The sequence below is a fragment of the Glycomyces rhizosphaerae genome, assembly GCF_042647865.1.
Taxonomy (GTDB): Bacteria; Actinomycetota; Actinomycetes; order Mycobacteriales; family Micromonosporaceae; genus Glycomyces; species Glycomyces rhizosphaerae.
Genome location: NZ_JBHRWO010000022.1, coordinates 99,698 through 116,173, shown reverse-complemented (window position 1 = coordinate 116,173; position 16,476 = coordinate 99,698). Strand labels below are relative to the sequence as shown.

At 68.9% G+C, this 16,476-nt stretch carries 15 protein-coding genes and 1 pseudogene; 6 read left to right on the top strand and 10 right to left on the bottom strand.

From position 1 onward, the window contains the following. Window positions 1-49: 49 nt before the first annotated feature. Complete coding sequence (locus ACFO8M_RS26195) at window positions 50-946, top strand: hypothetical protein (RefSeq protein WP_387980979.1); 897 nt, start codon at window positions 50-52, stop codon at window positions 944-946. 164 nt (window positions 947-1,110) lie between these two features. Next, entirely contained in the window at window positions 1,111-1,986 is an 876-nt protein-coding gene (locus ACFO8M_RS26190; protein WP_387980978.1) for a serine hydrolase, read from the top strand. A gap of 51 nt (window positions 1,987-2,037) precedes the next feature. On the opposite strand, the gene ahcY is transcribed toward ACFO8M_RS26190, so the two are convergent. Beyond that, window positions 2,038-3,483 (bottom strand): adenosylhomocysteinase, encoded by a 1,446-nt coding sequence (gene ahcY, locus ACFO8M_RS26185; protein ID WP_387980977.1) that lies wholly within the window; start codon window positions 3,481-3,483, stop codon window positions 2,038-2,040. A 342-nt stretch (window positions 3,484-3,825) separates the two neighbouring features. Between ahcY and ACFO8M_RS26180 the strand changes: the two genes are divergently transcribed. After that, on the top strand, window positions 3,826-4,854 hold the full coding sequence (locus ACFO8M_RS26180; protein ID WP_387980976.1) for a GNAT family N-acetyltransferase: 1,029 nt from the start codon (window positions 3,826-3,828) through the stop codon (window positions 4,852-4,854). Window positions 4,855-4,931: 77 nt separating this feature from the next. Here the strand turns inward: ACFO8M_RS26180 and manA are convergent, their stop codons facing one another. The 5 genes from manA to ACFO8M_RS26155 all read right to left on the bottom strand — a co-directional run bounded on the left by manA (window position 4,932) and on the right by ACFO8M_RS26155 (window position 9,668). After that, window positions 4,932-6,080 carry a mannose-6-phosphate isomerase, class I gene (gene manA, locus ACFO8M_RS26175; RefSeq protein WP_387980974.1) on the bottom strand — a complete coding sequence of 383 codons (1,149 nt, stop codon included), beginning with the start codon at window positions 6,078-6,080 and terminating at the stop codon, window positions 4,932-4,934. Between the two features lie 163 nt (window positions 6,081-6,243). Beyond that, complete coding sequence (locus tag ACFO8M_RS26170) at window positions 6,244-7,437, bottom strand: SIS domain-containing protein (RefSeq protein ID WP_387980973.1); 1,194 nt, start codon at window positions 7,435-7,437, stop codon at window positions 6,244-6,246. A 124-nt stretch (window positions 7,438-7,561) separates the two neighbouring features. Then, window positions 7,562-7,735, bottom strand: a complete 174-nt coding sequence (locus ACFO8M_RS26165; RefSeq protein WP_205326859.1) for a Trm112 family protein — start codon at window positions 7,733-7,735, stop codon at window positions 7,562-7,564. A gap of 3 nt (window positions 7,736-7,738) precedes the next feature. Continuing rightward, window positions 7,739-9,118: a phosphomannomutase/phosphoglucomutase gene (locus ACFO8M_RS26160; RefSeq protein WP_387980971.1), complete on the bottom strand. Its 1,380-nt coding sequence runs from the start codon at window positions 9,116-9,118 to the stop codon at window positions 7,739-7,741. Between the two features lie 115 nt (window positions 9,119-9,233). Next, window positions 9,234-9,668, bottom strand: a complete 435-nt coding sequence (locus ACFO8M_RS26155; RefSeq protein WP_387980970.1) for a DUF3499 domain-containing protein — start codon at window positions 9,666-9,668, stop codon at window positions 9,234-9,236. A 76-nt stretch (window positions 9,669-9,744) separates the two neighbouring features. On the opposite strand from ACFO8M_RS26155, the gene ACFO8M_RS26150 reads away from it, so the two are divergent. Continuing rightward, on the top strand, window positions 9,745-10,221 hold the full coding sequence (locus ACFO8M_RS26150) for a metallopeptidase family protein (RefSeq protein WP_387981046.1): 477 nt from the start codon (window positions 9,745-9,747) through the stop codon (window positions 10,219-10,221). Between the two features lie 315 nt (window positions 10,222-10,536). On the opposite strand, the pseudogene ACFO8M_RS26145 reads toward ACFO8M_RS26150, so the two are convergent. The 3 genes and pseudogenes from ACFO8M_RS26145 to ACFO8M_RS26135 form a co-directional block, all read right to left on the bottom strand. Continuing rightward, a pseudogene (locus ACFO8M_RS26145) lies at window positions 10,537-10,788 on the bottom strand (WhiB family transcriptional regulator); the annotation flags it as partial. 329 nt (window positions 10,789-11,117) lie between these two features. Next, window positions 11,118-11,654 (bottom strand): hypothetical protein, encoded by a 537-nt coding sequence (locus ACFO8M_RS26140; protein WP_387980969.1) that lies wholly within the window; start codon window positions 11,652-11,654, stop codon window positions 11,118-11,120. Window positions 11,655-11,662: 8 nt separating this feature from the next. Continuing rightward, window positions 11,663-12,745, bottom strand: a complete 1,083-nt coding sequence (locus tag ACFO8M_RS26135; protein ID WP_387980968.1) for a mannose-1-phosphate guanylyltransferase — start codon at window positions 12,743-12,745, stop codon at window positions 11,663-11,665. A gap of 253 nt (window positions 12,746-12,998) precedes the next feature. Between ACFO8M_RS26135 and ACFO8M_RS26130 the strand changes: the two genes are divergently transcribed. Then, window positions 12,999-15,089 carry an alpha-galactosidase gene (locus tag ACFO8M_RS26130; protein ID WP_387980967.1) on the top strand — a complete coding sequence of 697 codons (2,091 nt, stop codon included), beginning with the start codon at window positions 12,999-13,001 and terminating at the stop codon, window positions 15,087-15,089. 188 nt (window positions 15,090-15,277) lie between these two features. Next, window positions 15,278-15,706 carry a hypothetical protein gene (locus tag ACFO8M_RS26125; protein ID WP_387980966.1) on the top strand — a complete coding sequence of 143 codons (429 nt, stop codon included), beginning with the start codon at window positions 15,278-15,280 and terminating at the stop codon, window positions 15,704-15,706. Window positions 15,707-15,760: 54 nt separating this feature from the next. On the opposite strand, the gene nucS is transcribed toward ACFO8M_RS26125, so the two are convergent. Further along, window positions 15,761-16,426, bottom strand: a complete 666-nt coding sequence (gene nucS / locus ACFO8M_RS26120) for an endonuclease NucS (protein WP_387980965.1) — start codon at window positions 16,424-16,426, stop codon at window positions 15,761-15,763. Window positions 16,427-16,476: the final 50 nt, after the last annotated feature.

Below are 16,476 nucleotides of genomic sequence, written 5' to 3'. Positions count from 1 at the left end.
GATCTTGGGGCATTGACCGCACCTTGACCGGTTCCGTACCCTCGCAAGGATGATCCGCAAAAGCGAACCACTCTTCCGTCGCCTGACCCCCAGCCGCCGCAATCTGCTGCGGTTCGGCGTGCCCGCCGTCGTGCTCGCGGGCGCCGGGGTCGCCACCACGGTCGCAGCGAACGCCGCGGGGAACGGGATCGGCTCGATCTTCGGCCCTTCCCGCGAGGACCTCGAGGCCGATCTCAAGACCCGGATCGACGAATACCTCGCCAGTACCGGCACGAAGGTCGAGGCCTCCGTCGCCATCGAACGCGGCGACATGCGCCTCGACTACAACCCCGACCAGACCCACATCACGGCTTCGATCGTGAAGGCCGAGATCTTGGCGATGGTCCAGGAGTACTGGGGTTCGGTCGACGCGATTCCGGCGGACCACCGGGAACTGCTGCAGCTCATGATCACCGAGTCCGACAACGACGCGACGTCCGAGCTCTACAACTACCTCGGCGGGGTGGAAGCGCTCGTGGCCGCGCACGAGCGGTACAAGCTGCAGAACACGACGCCCGACGCACAAGGCCGCTGGGGCGTCGGCTGGTCCAGCGCCCCGGACCAGCTCGTCATCACCGACCTCAACCTCTACACCGACGCGGGCTACCTCGACGACGAGCAGGTCGCCCTCGGCCGCGAGCTCATGGGCAGCGTCGTCGAAGAGCAGTCCTGGGGGATCTCGGCCGCCGCCAAGGAAGGCGAGACGGTCTGGATCAAGAACGGCTGGGACGTCGAGTCGCAGCTCGACGGCCTCTGGGTCGTCAACTCGATCGGCGTGCTCGGCGGCGACGGCGACGACCCGGTCAAGCTCGTCGTCCTCACCAGCGGCGCAGTCGACGACGTGGAGGGCATCCCGATCGTCGAGGAGATCGCCAAGATCGCCCGCGAGGTCATCGAAACCGAGTAGCGACCGCCGGTTCTACGGCGGCCCAAGCGAAACCAGCGGGCGCCCGGCTCCAGCCGGGCGCCCGCGCCGCGCTTCGGCCTGCGCGCCAATGACACCCATCCATTCGCAATGGGACGGACGCGACCGCCGTCACAGGACTTGAGCCGATTTCATAACCTAGCCACATGACTCAGCAAGCCCCCGAACGACACCCCCGCCGCCCCTCCCGACGCACCCTGCTGCGCATCGGCATCCCCGCCGCGGTCGCACTCGCCGGAGGCAGCGCCGTCTACGGCGCCACCGTCGCCTTCGCGGCCGGACCCACCGACGCGGAGCTCTCCACCGAGCTCGCGAGCCGCGTCAAGACCTACCTGGCCACCACGGGCACCCAGACCGAGGCCTCGGTGGCCGTCAAGCGCGGCTCCCGCCTCGTCACGGCCAACAAGACCCAGATCCACGACACCGCCTCCATCGTGAAGATGGAGATCCTCCTGATGCTGCTGGAGAAGTACAACGGGGTCTCGGCGATCCCCTCCGACATCAAGGAGCACGCGCGCCAGATGATCGTCTGGTCCAACAACGACTCGACCACGACGGTGTACAACCACCTCGGCGGCTGCAGCGCGCTCTCGGCGGCCCACACCCGCTACGGCCTGCAGTACACGAAGTCCTCCTCCGACTGCCGCTGGGGCCTGACCACCACGAACGCCACCGACCAGCTGAAGATCATGAACCAGCTGCTCTACAGGAACAGGCTCACGAAGGACGAAGTGGACCACGCGCGCTGGCTCATGGGCGGCGTCGCCGCCGTCCAGGCCTGGGGCGTCAGCGCCGCCGCGAAGACCGGCGAGAAGGTCTGGATCAAGAACGGCTGGGACACCCGCACCTCGCTCGGCGGGCTCTGGGTCGTCAACTCCTGCGGGGTCATCAACGTGCCGAACCAGCCCTCCGTTCGCATGGCGATCCTGACCAGCAAGGCGCCGAACGAGTCCACGGGCGTCACGATCGTCAAGGAGATCGCCAAGATCACCCGCTCGGTCATCGACAAGGCCGAGCTCTAAGGACACGAAAAAATCGGCCCGGACCGAAAGGTCCGGGCCGCTTCCTCTTGCCTAGTACCGGTAGTGGTCGGGCTTGTAAGGCCCGTCGACTTCCACGCCGATGTAGTCGGCCTGCTTCTTGCTCAGCTCGGTGAGCTTGACGCCGAGCGCGTCGAGGTGCAGGCGCGCGACCTCTTCGTCGAGCTTCTTCGGCAGCGTGTAGACGCCGATCGGGTACTCGTCGAGCTTGGTGTGCAGCTCCATCTGCGCGAGCACCTGGTTCGTGAAGCTGTTGCTCATCACGAAGCTCGGGTGCCCGGTCGCGTTGCCCAGGTTCAGCAGGCGGCCCTCGCTGAGCACGATGATGGAGTGCCCGTCGGCGAACTGCCACTCGTGGACCTGCGGCTTGACCTCGAGCTTCTTGACGCCGGGCTCGGCGGCGAGGCCGGCCATGTCGATCTCGTTGTCGAAGTGGCCGATGTTGCCGACGATCGCCTGGTGCTTCATCCGGCGCATGTGGTCGATGTTGATGATGTCGCGGTTGCCGGTGGTGGTGATGAAGATGTCGGCGTACTCGACCGCGTCCTCAAGGGTCAGCACCTGGTAGCCGTCCATCGCCGCCTGCAGCGCGCAGATCGGGTCGACCTCGGTGACGATGACGCGTGCGCCCTGGCCCCGCAGCGCCTCCGCCGAGCCCTTGCCGACGTCGCCGTAGCCGCAGACCACGACGGTCTTGCCGCCGATGAGCACGTCCGTGGCGCGATTGATGCCGTCCGGCAGCGAGTGGCGCACACCGTACTTGTTGTCGAACTTCGACTTGGTCACCGAGTCGTTCACGTTGATCGCCGGGAACGGCAGGCGGCCCTCGCGCTCCAGCTCGTAGAGCCGGTGCACGCCGGTGGTGGTCTCCTCGGTGACGCCCTTGATCGCGGCGGACTTGCGCGAGAAGCGGTTCGGGTTCTCCTTGAGGTTCCGGGCGAGCACCGCGAGCACGATGCCCTCCTCTTCGCTCTCGGCGGTGGCGCTGTCCGGCACGGCCCCGGCGGCCTCGAACTTGGCGCCGTTGACCACGAGCATCGTGGCGTCGCCGCCGTCGTCGAGGATCAGGTTCGGCTCCTCGTCGCCCCAGTCGAGGGCGCGCTCGGTGCACCACCAGTACTCCTCCAGCGTCTCGCCCTTCCAGGCGAACACCGGGACGCCCTGCGGCGCATCAGGAGTGCCCTGGCCGACCGCGATCGCGGCGGCGGCGTGGTCCTGAGTGGAGAAGATGTTGCACGAGGCCCAGCGGACGCGCGCGCCGAGCGCGGTCAGCGTCTCGATGAGCACGGCGGTCTGGATCGTCATGTGTAGGGACCCGGTGATCCGGGCACCCTCCAGCGGGCGGGACGCGCCGTAACGCTCGCGCAGGGCCATGAGGCCGGGCATCTCGTGTTCGGCCAGGCGGATCTCGTGTCGGCCGAAGTCGGCCAGCTTGAGGTCGGCAACCTTGTAGTCGTCGGCTCGCAGCGTGTTCGTCATGGCAGAAATGCTACGCGCCGCGCCTCGCCGCCCTGAAGAACGCCACTGGGGCCGACGCCTGGAGCACTGTTGCCTGAAGCACTGCGGCGGACGCCACGGAAAAAAATTTTCCAGCAAAGCGTGTTTCTGCTTGACACTGCTGAGGCTGTGGGTAATATTGCAAATACGCAGCGTCACGGAGATGCGGGGGATCCACAGGGTCCTGAACCATCACCGGCGGCGCGCGGGAATACCAAACCGGGGGGAGTGCCGGGCGGTCTGGGGTGGCCGCCCGGCACATTTTTGTGCCCGCTCCCTAATTCGCTTGCGCCCCTTCCCGTAATGCGAGACGGTACGGGGGCTATGAGCGACATTGACATTCTCCCGATCGATCCCCTCGACGCCGACCTCGTCGGGGCGTGGATCACCATGCAGAACGCCGTCATCGCGCACGACCGGCCCGGCGACGCCCCCTACAGCCCCGCTCACCAGCGGCTCCGCCTGCTCCTCTATCCCGCGTCCGTCGACGTCGAGCGCTATGTCGCCCGTGTCGAAGGCAAGGTCGTGGGCGGCTTCGAGCTCGTCCTCTTCCTCAAGGACAACCAGCACCTCGCGAGCTTCGAACTCGAAGTCCACCCCGACCACCGCCGCCGCGGCATCGGCACCCGCCTGCTCGAATTCCTAGAGCAGCGCGTCGCCGAACTCGGCCGCGACACGCTGCTGTCCGGCGTCGCCGAGACCGTCGATGACGCCCCCGCCATGGACCACGCGGGCCGCGAGTTCGCCAAGGCCCGCGGCTACGCCAGCGTCGACAACGAGATCCACCGCCGCAACGACCTCTTCGCGGTCGAGGACGACGACCTGGCCCGTCTCTATGTCGACGCCTGGGACAAGGCCGCCGGGTACGAGCTCATCCAGTGGGTGAACCACGCGCCCGACGACATCGTCGAGGGCATCGCGGCCATGCGCGCCCGGATGTACACCGACCCGCCGATGGGCGAGGAGCTGGACATCCGACCTGCCGTCTTCGACGTCGAGCGCGTCCGCGACGAGGAGCGCGTGCGCGCCGACCGCGGCGAACTCCAGCTCGCCGCCGCGGTCCGCCACGTCGAGTCCGGCGAGGTCGCCGGGCTCACCGACATCCTCGTGTTCCCCGGCAGCGAAGACCACGCGGGCCAGAACGACACCATCGTCGACCCGGCCCACCGCGGCAAGCGCCTCGGCACCATCCTCAAGATCGCCAACCAGCGCCTCCTGCGCGAATACCGGCCGAAGCTCCGATACGTGCACACCTGGAACGCCGAGGTCAATACCCACATGATCGCGATCAACGAGGCAGTCGGCTACCGGCGCCTCTGTCGCGACATCGACGTGCAGAAGAAGCTCTCCTAAACACTCAGGAGTTCCCGCGTTGCAATGGGAACCGGCCCCGACGTCTTACGTCGGGGCCGGTCTTTCGCTTGTGGGGGTTACGCGCTGGCGATGAACAGTTCGCCTTCGCCGCTCGCGACGATAGGTCCGGCGGTACCCGCCGAGAAGGCCGCGCGGCCGGGGGAGAGGGTCACTTCGCCTCGGTCGTCGGCGACGGTGACGCTGCCGCCGGTGCTGAGGCAGATCCGGGGGCCGTCGATGTCGATGGTCTGCGGCTCGCCCGTGAGCTCGATGCGCCGGAGTCCGAAGTCCTCGATCGGTACCGGCCACGAGCGCACCGGACCGGCGTCCTCGATGATGGCCCGCGGCTCGTCGATCTTGCGGAAGTCCAAGACCCGCAACAACTCCTGCACATCGACGCGTTTGTTGGTGAGACCGCCGCGCAGCACGTTGTCGCTGGCGGCCATGATCTCCACGCCGAAGCCCTTGAGGTAGGCGTGCAGATTCCCAGCAGGCAGGTAGACGCCCTCGCCGGGCTGGAGCGTGATGTGGTTGAGCAGCAAGCTCACCAGGACGCCCGGGTCGTCGGGGTAGGAGCGGGCCAGGTTCACAAGGTCGGCCGCGTCTTCGGTGTCGAGTTCGGCGGCGGCCTTCGCGGCGGCGTCGATGATCCCGCGACACTCCTTGCGGCTGAGGCCCAGCAGGTCCGGCACGGCCCGGTGCAGGCCGGCCTTCGGGTCCCGCAGCGTGGCGCACAGCGCCGCGAGCTCGGGGACGCCGAGGGCCTCGATGTCGGCGGCGGCCGCGAGCGGGTCGCGGAAGCCGCACATCGCGCGGAACTCGGTGAGCGCCACCAGCAGTTCGGGCTTGTGGTTGTCGTCGACGTAGTTCCGGTAGGCCGCGTCGATGCCGATGCGCAGTTCGCGCTGGTGGCCCGAGTGGGCCTGGCGGGAGTTCGGGTGCGCCTGGAGCGACAGCGGTTTGCCCGCGGCCAGCAGCTTCAGCAGGAACGGCAGCTTCGCGCCGAAGCGGTCGTAGACGCGCTGACCGAGCATCTCGACCGGGGCCGAGGCGATCGCGTCGTCGAGGGGGCGGCCGTCGTGGAGGGTCGAGGGGGCGCTGTGGTGGGCCCCGAGCCACTCTTCGGCCTCAGGGAGGTCGGCGGGCACCTCCCGGCCCTGCAGCCGGGCGATGTCGACTTGCGATCCCCACGCGTAGTTGCGGATGACACCGTAGAGCCCCTGCACCGCCGCTCCTCACTGTTCGGGTTGAAGGCCTCAACTCTAACGGTTCGGCCCGCGCGCCCCGCGACCCCGGCCCGCCTCACGTATGCGCGGGCGGGGGAAACGGAAGGCCGTGGACGGTCTCGCCGTCCACGGCCGTGAATCCTTTGCAGGCCTTGAGGTTCGGTCACTCCGAGCCGAGCATGGCGTCCTTCATCTCCGAGACGGCCGGGACGCGCATCGGGTCGAGGCCGTGAGCGAGCGCCAGGTAGACCGACGCGAAGTCGGGCACGGCGATGAGCGAGGCGAGGCGCTCGAGCGAGCAGCCGCCCTCGGCCGGGAGCACGTCGCAGCGGATGCCGCGGCGCGAGGCCAGGTCGGCCACGGCGTCGGCGCGGCGGACGTCGGGCTTGGGGACGGTGTCGTCGCCGTCGAGGCCGTCGTCGCGCATGAGCACGATCCGCAGCCGCGTCAGCTCCGAGTCCTCGGGGTCGGCGAAGATGTCCGTCTGGCCTTCGGCGAGCGAGCCGAACACGCCGTCGAGGAGGCCCACGCGGCCGCGTCCGACCTCGCCGAGTTCGCCGGAGACCACCGGGTAGCGGGAGTTCGCGGCGAGCATGTCGCCGAAGCGGCGGGCGGCCACGCCCGCGAGCGGGCTCGAACCCCACACCACGGGAATCGACCCGGCCAGGTTCATCGCGAGTTCCTTCGCCGGGTTCACGTAGGCGTCGGCGTCGGGGCGGCAGCGTTCGGCGTCCTCGTCGAGCCGCCTCGCGGCCTCGGCGATGTCGGCCTCCACGAGGTTCACGAGGCCGAGTTCCCTGGCGGCGATGAGGACCGGGACGGCGAGCGCCCACAGGCTCAGTCGCGCGGGCGCGCGGCGCGGGACGGCCACGAACGAGGCGCGGGCCCGTTCGGCGAGGGCCTGCAGCTCGGAGTCGGGTGCGCCGATGGCGACCAGGCGCGCGCCGCGGCGCGCGGCGGCCTCGGCGGCGGCGAGCGCCTCGGGGCTGCGGCCGGAGGCCGAGACGGCGATGACCACGTCGGCCGCGCCCACCCAACCGGGGACGCCGGCGGAGCGGTGTCCGAGGATCGGTACGGGGCAACGGGGTCCGGCCACGGTGGCGAGGATGTCGCCGGTGCGGGCGGCGGTGCCGACGCCCGCGACGACGACCGCCCGGGGGCGGCCCTCCTCGGCGAGTGCGGCGAGGCCGGCGTCGGCGGCGAGCGCGGCTGATTCGCGGAGCTGCGGCCCGGCCGAGGCGAGCGCCCACAGGGCGCCGCCGGGCCGGATCGACTCGCTCAGGTCGCCTTCGATACGGCGCTCGTCGGGGAGCCGATCGCCGGTGATCCCGGCGAGGCCGTCGTCCTCAAGACCCATGCTGTACTCCTCCTTGGCCTGCGGCCCTGGGCGTTTCGCTAAGTTGCCGGGCGGTGCTCACTCGCGGCTCGCGAGCTTCGCCGCGGTGAGCCCAGACGCGGCCCGCGGGCCGCGCCTGATGTGTTTACTCCGGGCCGTCGAGGAGCATCACGGGGATGCCGTCCTCGACCCGGAAGACCTTGGCGCACTCCGAGCAGGTGAGGGCGTTGGCCTCGCGGTCGTAGGAGAGCGGGGCGTGGTGGGGCTCGGGGCAGCGCAGCAGTTCGAGGAGCACTGGCTTGGGAGCGGTGGCGGGCATGGGCTAGTTCCTTACGGTGCGGAGGATGTCGTCCCGCAGCCGCTCCATTGACGCCTGGTCGGGGCCCTCGGCGTTGAGGCGCAGCAGCGGTTCGGTGTTGGACGGGCGCAGGTTGGCCCAAGAGCCGTCTTCGAACGAGACGGTGAGGCCGTCGAGCCGGTCGGTCGTGACGTCTTGGCGGGCGGCGTACTGCGCGGCGACCTCTTCGATCTTCGCGTGCGGGTCCGTGACCTTGGAGTTGATCTCGCCGGAGGGCACGTAGCGGACGAACTCGTCTCCGAGATCGGAGGCGCTGCGGTTGCCTTCGCCGACGGCCGCCAGGACGTGCATCGCGGCGAGCATGCCGGTGTCGGCGAACCAGAAGTCGCGGAAGTAGTAGTGCCCGGAGTGCTCGCCGCCGAAGACCGCGTCCTCCTCGGCCATGACGGCCTTGATGTAGGAGTGGCCGACGCGGGTGCGCAGCGGGCGGCCGCCGTGCTCGGCGATGATCTCGGGGACGGCTTTCGAGGTGATCAGGTTGTGGCACACGGCGGAGCCGGGGTGCTTGGCGAGCTCGCGGGTGGCGATGAGCGCGGTGATCGCGGACGGGGTGACGGGCTCGCCGTCGGCGTCCACGACGAAGCAGCGGTCGGCGTCGCCGTCGAAGGCCAGGCCGAGGTCGGCGCCGACCTCCCTGACGCGGGCCTGGAGGTCGACGATGTTCGCCGGCTCCAGCGGGTTCGCCTCGTGGTTGGGGAAGCTGCCGTCGAGTTCGAAGTAGAGCTGGTCGATCTCGAGGGGGAGACCGGCGAGGAGCTGGTCGCCGAGGACGGCGGGGACGGTGTGGCCGCCCATGCCGTTGCCCGCGTCGACGACGATCTTGAGCGGGCGGATCTTGGAGAGGTCCACGAGCTCGCGCATGTACGCGGCGTAGGAGGCGAGGAAGTCCTCGCTCGTCACGGTGCCCGGCTTCTCGGCCACCGGGGCGGGCTCGCCGTCGAGGATCGCCTGGGCCTTGTCGCGGATGTCGGCCAGACCGGTGTCGAGGCCGATCGGGCGGGCCGCGGGCAGGCACATCTTCAGGCCGTTGTACTCGGCCGGGTTGTGGCTGGCGGTGAACATCGCGCCGGCGACATTGCGCTGGCCGGCGATGAAGTAGAGCATGTCGGTCGAGCAGAGACCGGCCTCGATGACGTCCGCGCCGGCGCGGGTCGCCCCGCGCGCGAAGGCGGCGGCGAAGCCGGGGCCCGAGTCGCGCATGTCGTGGCCGACCGCCCACGTCATCTCACCGGTGACGGCCACGGCCGCCGCGCCGATGGCCTCCATGACCTCGGGCGTGAGTTGCGAACCGACAAGTCCGCGCACGTCGTAGGCCTTCACGAAATCGCTGAGTTTGGGAGCCACTCAGTTGCCGCCTTTCCGGTGTTGCGGGTCCGGTGTGGGAGCGTCGCGGCGTCGTCGCCGCTGGACGCATACACGGCTCGCGAGTTTCGTCACGACCCGATTCCCCGAGACGAGACTAGCGCTGTAGGTCCTCGTCGCCGGACACCACCCGGAGGTGACGCCTGGCACCGACCTGGGGCGCGGAAGGGCGGAGCCCTTGGCGCGGAGACGCATCGGCCCCGTCGTACCGGCCCCCTGTCATCGGGGCCGCTTCGGGCGGCTCGAGCTCGGGCCTTTCGCCCACGGCGGCTTCCCGCACGGCGTTGGCCAGGGCGACCAGGTCGTCGTCGGTGGGCATGGGCACCGTGTAATCGCCTTGATGGCGGACCAGTTCCCAACCATGGGGCACGGTGAGGCGCCGGGCATGCGCATCACACAGGTCATAGCTGTGGGGTTCCCGCGTAGTGGAGAGCGGGCCGACCACAGCCGTCGAATCCGAGTAGATATATGTCAAAGTGGCCACCGCAGGCTGGCGGCAGCCGTTCCGGGAGCAACGCCGATCCGACCTCACCCCACGAAACTACCACTCGCGGTGGAAAAGTCAGCGGCGCTGAACAGTGGACCCATATGGAATTGAGGTGTTCGCGATCGCGGGGCCCGAATTCGTCGGACGCGAACGCTATGGTTTCCCCATGCGCAGAGATCGACACGGACGGGGGATGCGGGGTCCGCTGGCACCCCGGGCGCTGCCGCTGCGGCGCACGCCCGTCGAGCAGTTCGACACTCTGGTGATGGATTCGGTGGCGGCGATCGAGCGCCGTCTCTCCGAGACGTTGGGCTCGAAGTTCACCGACCTGCGGCACATCGAGTTCGCGGTGGACGAGGTGCCGCCGGAGTCCCAGCACTACGACGCCGACATCGTGGAGGATCGCGGGGTACCGCTCGCGAAGCTCTATCCGGCGCAGCCGGGCACCGTGGCGGCCTCGCCGCGGATCGTGCTGTACCGCAGGCCGATCGAGCTGCGGGCCGAAGGCAAGGCCGAGACCGGGGCGCTGGTGCGCTCGGTCCTGGCCGAGCAGCTCGCGTCCCTGCTCAACCTGCCGCCCGAGGACTTGGAGTTCTGAACGGCGAAGGGGCGGGACGTCGGCGTCCCGCCCCCTGCTCGGCTCGCTCGTAGGGATTCGCTATGCGGCGACCGGGATGCGCTCCTGCACCACCGGTTCCTCTGCCAGTTCACCGATCGGCTCGGGCATGCGGGCCCCGAGCAGATCCTCCAGCAGGCCGACCTGGTCGCCGATGCCGCCCCTGACCAGGACGGGTTCGGCGTGGCGCTGCTCGGCCGCGTAGACGACCTCCGAAGTCAGCGCGGGGTTGATCATCGGGCTCGGGAAACACACCACCACGGGCAGGCGCTCGGTGCGCCGACGTGCCGCCTCGCGAGCCTGGCGTTTGATCTTGCGGCGCTCCCGTTCGGAGAGCCCGCCCCAGATGCCAAAGCGCTCATCGTGGTCGAGTGCGTACTGCAGACAGTTCTCTTTGACCTCGCACCGCGCGCAGATGCGTTTCGCATCCCGCGTGGACCCCCCTTTTTCGGGGAAGAACGCCTCCGGATCGGTCTGCGCGCACAATGCGCGAGCCTGCCACTCCGGAACGTTACCCAACAGGTCGGCCAAGTAGTCACGGCCGTCCATATACGTCCGCCTCCTCGTTCGCGCACCGGCAGAACCGGTGCTCCCCCCTTGCAATCACTTGCGCGGCACCGGGATGCGGACTGGTGGCTGGACGCGTCCCCTCCCCTGAAAACGCGTACGGCCCATCAGCGGACGAGCCGGTCGTCCGCTCTTGTCTGTCCTGCATGGTTGTGCTTCTGGTGAAGCCCGGTGCCCGCGGGCGGCCTGTAGATGGGGCCGCACCGCCATTACTCGTCGCTATGGACGATGAGTGCTCATCGCTATTCGGTCACGGTTCGATATCAGACGATAGCGCACAGTGAACTGAATGATGGAAGGACCCCTCAGACTCACGCTTGTGGGGGACTTAACTTGACAGGTTCCGGAGTGGAGGATCGCTCGCGAGTTCCGTTCCATCGCACGGAGACGAGGCCGATAACGGCCAATGTCAACCACACCGCGTCGAGCACGAGTCGCTCCACGGCGGCGCGGGTGTCGATGAAGACCTGTCCTTCCTCAGCCAACTGCCTGGCAGTGTCGATGCCGTACCGGGCTGCCGACAGCGCCAGCAGTACACCGATAACGAGGTAGGCGACATAAACGAGACGGGTAAGGCGGACTGTCACCCGTCCGGGTCGCGTGTCGGGGGCGAGGAACGCCGCGAGCGCGGGCAATGCGACCGGAATGATCGAGAAGAGCGAGCCGCGTGCCTCGTCGGTGAAGCCGATCCCGGCGGCGCGGTGCAGGGTGTCGTCACGCGGGTCGAGGCCGACTCCGAACAGCCACTGGGACAAGGCGACCAGGATGAAGGCCACGGCGCATGCCAGCAGGATCGCCGCGATGACGGTGCGCTGCCGAGAAGAGAGCGGACGGGACGCGAGTTGCATGGGCGCCATTAGACCAGATCGGTTCGGTTCGCCTGCTTCAGTTCCTCGACCAGGCCCTTGACTTCTTGGGCGCGGTCCCTGGGGCACACCAGGAGCGCGTCGGGGGTGTCGACGATGATGAGGTCGTCCACGCCGAGGGCGGCCACGAGTCGACCGGCGGCCGGGACGACCACGTTCCGCTTCGCCTCGCTCAGGAGCGCATCGCCGGTGCCGCGAACGATGACGTTGCCGACCTTGTCGTTGGCCTTGAGCACCTGGCCGAGCGTGTTGTAGTCGCCCACGTCGTGCCAGTCGAAGTCGCCCGGGACGACGCCGACCTTGCCCGCGGCGGCCGCGGGTTCCATGACGGCGTAGTCGATCGAGATCTTCTCCAGGGTCGGCCACAGCTGCGCGAACAGGGCCTCGCGGCGGTTGGAGTCCCACGCGGCGGCGAGGGTGCGCACCGCGTCGTGCAGGGCGGGGCGGTGGCGCTTGAGCTGGTCGAGGAACACGTCGACGCGCCAGACGAACATGCCGGCGTTCCACAGGTAGTTCCCGGCCGAGACGTACTCGACCGCCGAGACCTGGTCGGGCTTCTCGACGAACGCCTCGAGCTGGTAGCCGGGGCCCACCGGTGCGCCGAGGCGCAGGTAGCCGAAGCCGGTGTCGGGGCCGGTGGGATTGATGCCGATCGTCATGAGCAGGCCGGTCGCGGCCAGCTCCATCGCCTTCTCGACGGTCTTGGCGAAGGCCCCGCCGTCGATCACCAGATGGTCGGCGGCGAAGGAGCCCATGATCGCGGTCGGCTCCCGCTCGGCGATGACGGCGGCGGCCAGGCTGATCGCGGCCGCCGAGTCGCGCGGAGAGGGTTCGACGAGGATGTTGTCGCCGGGGACCTCGGGGAGCTGCCGGGCCACGTCGACCGCATGGGCGGCGCCGGTGACGACGTAGACGTGGTCGGGCCGCGACAGCAGCCTGACCCGATCGACCGTGGCTTGGAGCAGCGACGAGTCCGTACCGGTCAAGGGCAGCAGGAACTTGGGTCGTTGCGCGCGAGACAAGGGCCAGAGCCGGGTTCCGGAACCGCCCGCGGGGACCACCGCGTGAAGCATGCCAATAGTCTTGCATGCCGCTCCCACGTGCCCGTTCACCGCCTGCGGCGGGGCCGCTGGAGTGACACGGCCGTTGCGGGCGGGTGAAGAACAGGGCAACGATGCCGCTCTCGCTCTGCAAACTCAGTGCTCGCAAGCTTCGCCCGCTGCGCCAACGCTGGGCTCGCAAGCTTCGCCCAGATTGTGATACCGGTTTCTATCCGCGGTGAAGTGCGGGGCAGACTGGAGCCGAACGCGATCCCGAGGAGTCTGCATGTCCATCCGCTTCGACGAAGCCGCCCTCACCTGGCACCTGACCGGGCCCGGCCTCTCCTACGTCGTCGGCGTCAAAGACGGCCTGCCCCGCCAGCTGCACTGGGGCCCCGCGGTCCCTGACGAGGCCGTCGCCTCGCTCGCCGTCGACCCGCCCTGGGAGACCGCCTTCGACGACCGCGCCCACACCGGAGCCGAACTCCTCGGCGAACTCGGACCCCAGTTCACCACGCCGTCCCTCCAGCTGCGGCACCCCGACGGCGCCAAGGGATTCGACTGGCACTACGCCGACCACACTCTTGAAGAAAGCGCTGTTGAGGGCGACCACCTCGCGATCCGCTTCACCGACCGGGACCTGCACCTGACGTTGCACTACCGGCTGTGGGACACCGGCGTGCTCGACCGCTGGGCCTCGATCGAAGCGGGCGCGCCCGTGGAGGTCTCCCGGTTCGACTCCGCCGCGTGGACCCTCCCGCACTGGGGCGACTACCGGCTCTCGCACCTGAGCGGCGAATGGGGCGCGGAGTGGCAGCTGCGGCGCGTCCCGCTCCCCGTGGGCGAGACCACGATCGGCTCCCGCCGCGGCCACAGCAGCCACCAGGCCAACCCCTGGATCGCGATGGACGACGGCACCGCCACCGAAACCCACGGCACTGTCTACTCCGCGAACCTCGCATGGTCGGGCTCCTGGCGGGTCCTGCTGCGCCGCGCCGCCAACGGGCGCGTGGCGATCAGCGGCGGCGCCGGCCACGAGGGACTGCGCTGGACCCTCCGAGCAGGCGAGACCTGGACGACCCCGGTGTACTCCGGCCTGTTCACCACCGCGGGCTTCGGCGGGGCCTCGCGCGCCTGGCACGAGCACCTGCGCCGCCACGTCATGCCCACCGCCGAAGAGGACGCGCCGGTCCTGTTCAACTCCTGGGAGGCCGTGTTCTTCGATGTGGCCGAAGAAAAGCAGCTGCCGCTGGTCGAACTCGCCGCCCGCATCGGCTGCGAGCAGTTCGTCGTGGACGACGGCTGGTTCGGCAAACGCGTCGACGACAACGCCGGCCTCGGCGACTGGCAGCCCAACCCCGACCGGTTCCCGAACGGCCTCAAGGGCTTGACCGACGCCGTGCACAAGGCCGGGATGAAGTTCGGCATCTGGGTCGAACCCGAGATGGTCAACCCCGACTCCGACCTCCACCGCGCCCACCCCGACTGGGTGCTCCACCAGGCCGGACGCGACCGCACCGAGCTGCGGCAGCAACTCGTCCTCGACTACGGCCGCCCCGAAGTCGCCGCATGGGCCTGGACCTGGCTCGACAAGCTCCTGAGCGACAACGACATCGACTACATCAAATGGGACCACAACCGGCCCTTCACCGAAGCCGGCCGCCCCGACTCCGAAGACCCCGACCGCGCCTGGTTCGAGCACATCGAAGCCGTCTACGCGCTTAAAGAACGCTTGCGCGCGGCGCACCCCGACGTGCGCATCGAAGGCTGCGCGGGCGGCGGCGGCCGCGTCGACCCGGGCATGCTCCGCTACGTCGACCAGGTGTGGACCTCGGACAACACCGACGCGGGCGACCGCGTCAACATCCAGCACGGCTTCGGCCAGGCCTACCCGGCGCGCGCCATGGGCACCTGGATCACCGACGAACCCTCCGGGTTCAACCAGCGCACCACTTCGCTGCGGTTCCGCTTCCACGTCGCGAGCGCGGGCGTGCTCGCGGTGGGCGGCAACCTGACCGAGTGGTCGGAGGCCGAGCTTGAGGAGGCCGCCGAGCATGTGGCGCAATACAAGCGGCTCAGGCCGGTCGTCCAGCACGGCGTGCAGTTCCGGCTCGGCGATCCGGAGACCTCCTCGCTCTCGGGCGTGCAGTACGTGCGCGGCGACCAGATCGCGGTGCTGGCCTTCAAGACCCCGTGGCACTGTGCCCGGCCGCTGGCACCGCTGCGCCCCGAGGGGATCGCGGCGGATTCGCGCTGGCTTGACGAGGACACGGGCGAGACCCATTGGGGCGCGACGTTGAACGCGCTCGGCCTGCCGCTGCGCTGGAAGAAGTCGGATTGGGATTCGGCGATCCTGCGATTGCGCAGAGTGGAATGACAACTCCACTCAGTTAGTTCATATAGGACAAATACGCTGAGTAATTACGCTGGTCCGGAGGGTCGAGGTGAGCGGTATCTCTGATATTGCCCGGTTGGCCCCCGTTCGAGGGTTTGCATTGCTGCCTTAGACTCCACCGTGTTCCGCCCGAACAATCTGATCGACCAACATCTATTAGGAGTACCCCCGTGGCTTACCCGCCTGCCCCGGCCCCCATGCAGCAGCCCGCCCCCGTCAAGCAGGGCAACGGCTTCGGCGTCACCGCCCTCGTCCTCGGGCTCGTCGGCCTGATCATCTTCTCGTGGATCCCGGGCATCAACCTCTTCACGGCGATCCCGATCGGCCTGCTGGCCGTCATCTTCGGCATCGTCGCCCTGGCCAAGGCCGGCTCGCGCGGCGGCAAGGGCAAGGGCACCGGTGGCACCGGCCTGATCACCGGCCTCCTGGCCATCATCGCCTCGATCCTGATGACGGTCTTCGTGTTCAACACGCTCTCGAGCGAGGCCGACAAGATCGAGCAGGAAACGATCCAGGACTGCATCGACTCCGGCTACGGCACCGAGGAAGAGTGCCAGCAGCTCTGGGACGACGCCGAGGACTTCGAGCTCGACCAGTAATCCCCTGAACGTGACAGGGCCGCAGCGATTTCGCTGCGGCCCTTCGCCGTTCTTTTAGAACAGTCGCGGCTGGCTCTCGTCCACCGCGCCGCGCAGGTCGTCGTAGTCCAGCACCACGCACCGGATCCCGCGGTCCTCCGCCAGGACCCGTGCCTGCGGCTTGATGGCCTGGGCGGCGAAGACCCCGTCGACGGGCGCGAGCAGCGGGTCGCGGTTGAGCAGCTCCAGGTACCGGGTCAACTGCTCGACGCCGTCGATCTCCCCGCGCCGCTTGATCTCAACGGCCACGTGCTTCCCGTCGGCGTTGCGGCACATGAGGTCCACGGGCCCGATCGCGGTCGGATACTCGCGCCGCACCAGCGACCAGCCCTTCCCGAGCGGCCCCGTGTCGGCGGCGAGCAGCTCCTGCAGGTGCGCCTCGACCCCGTCCTTCTGCAACCCGGGGTCGACGCCCAGCTCATGACTTGAATCGTGGAAGACCTCTTCAATGGTGATCTTCAACTGGTCACCGGTCTTCTTCGAGGTCACGGTCCACTCGGTGGCCCCCTCGACGACACTGCACGGCGGCGTCATCCAGTTGAGCGGCTTGTACGACCCCCCGTCGGCGTGCACCAGCACGCTCCCGTCCGCTTTCCATATTAGCAAACGGGTAGCCATGGGCAAATGGGCGGAAAGCCGACCTGTGTAATCAACCTGGCACCTTGCCACCAACAAACGCATGCAGAAGACCCTACCGGCCGTGCTGCGGCACAGACCGCGCCACGCATCCG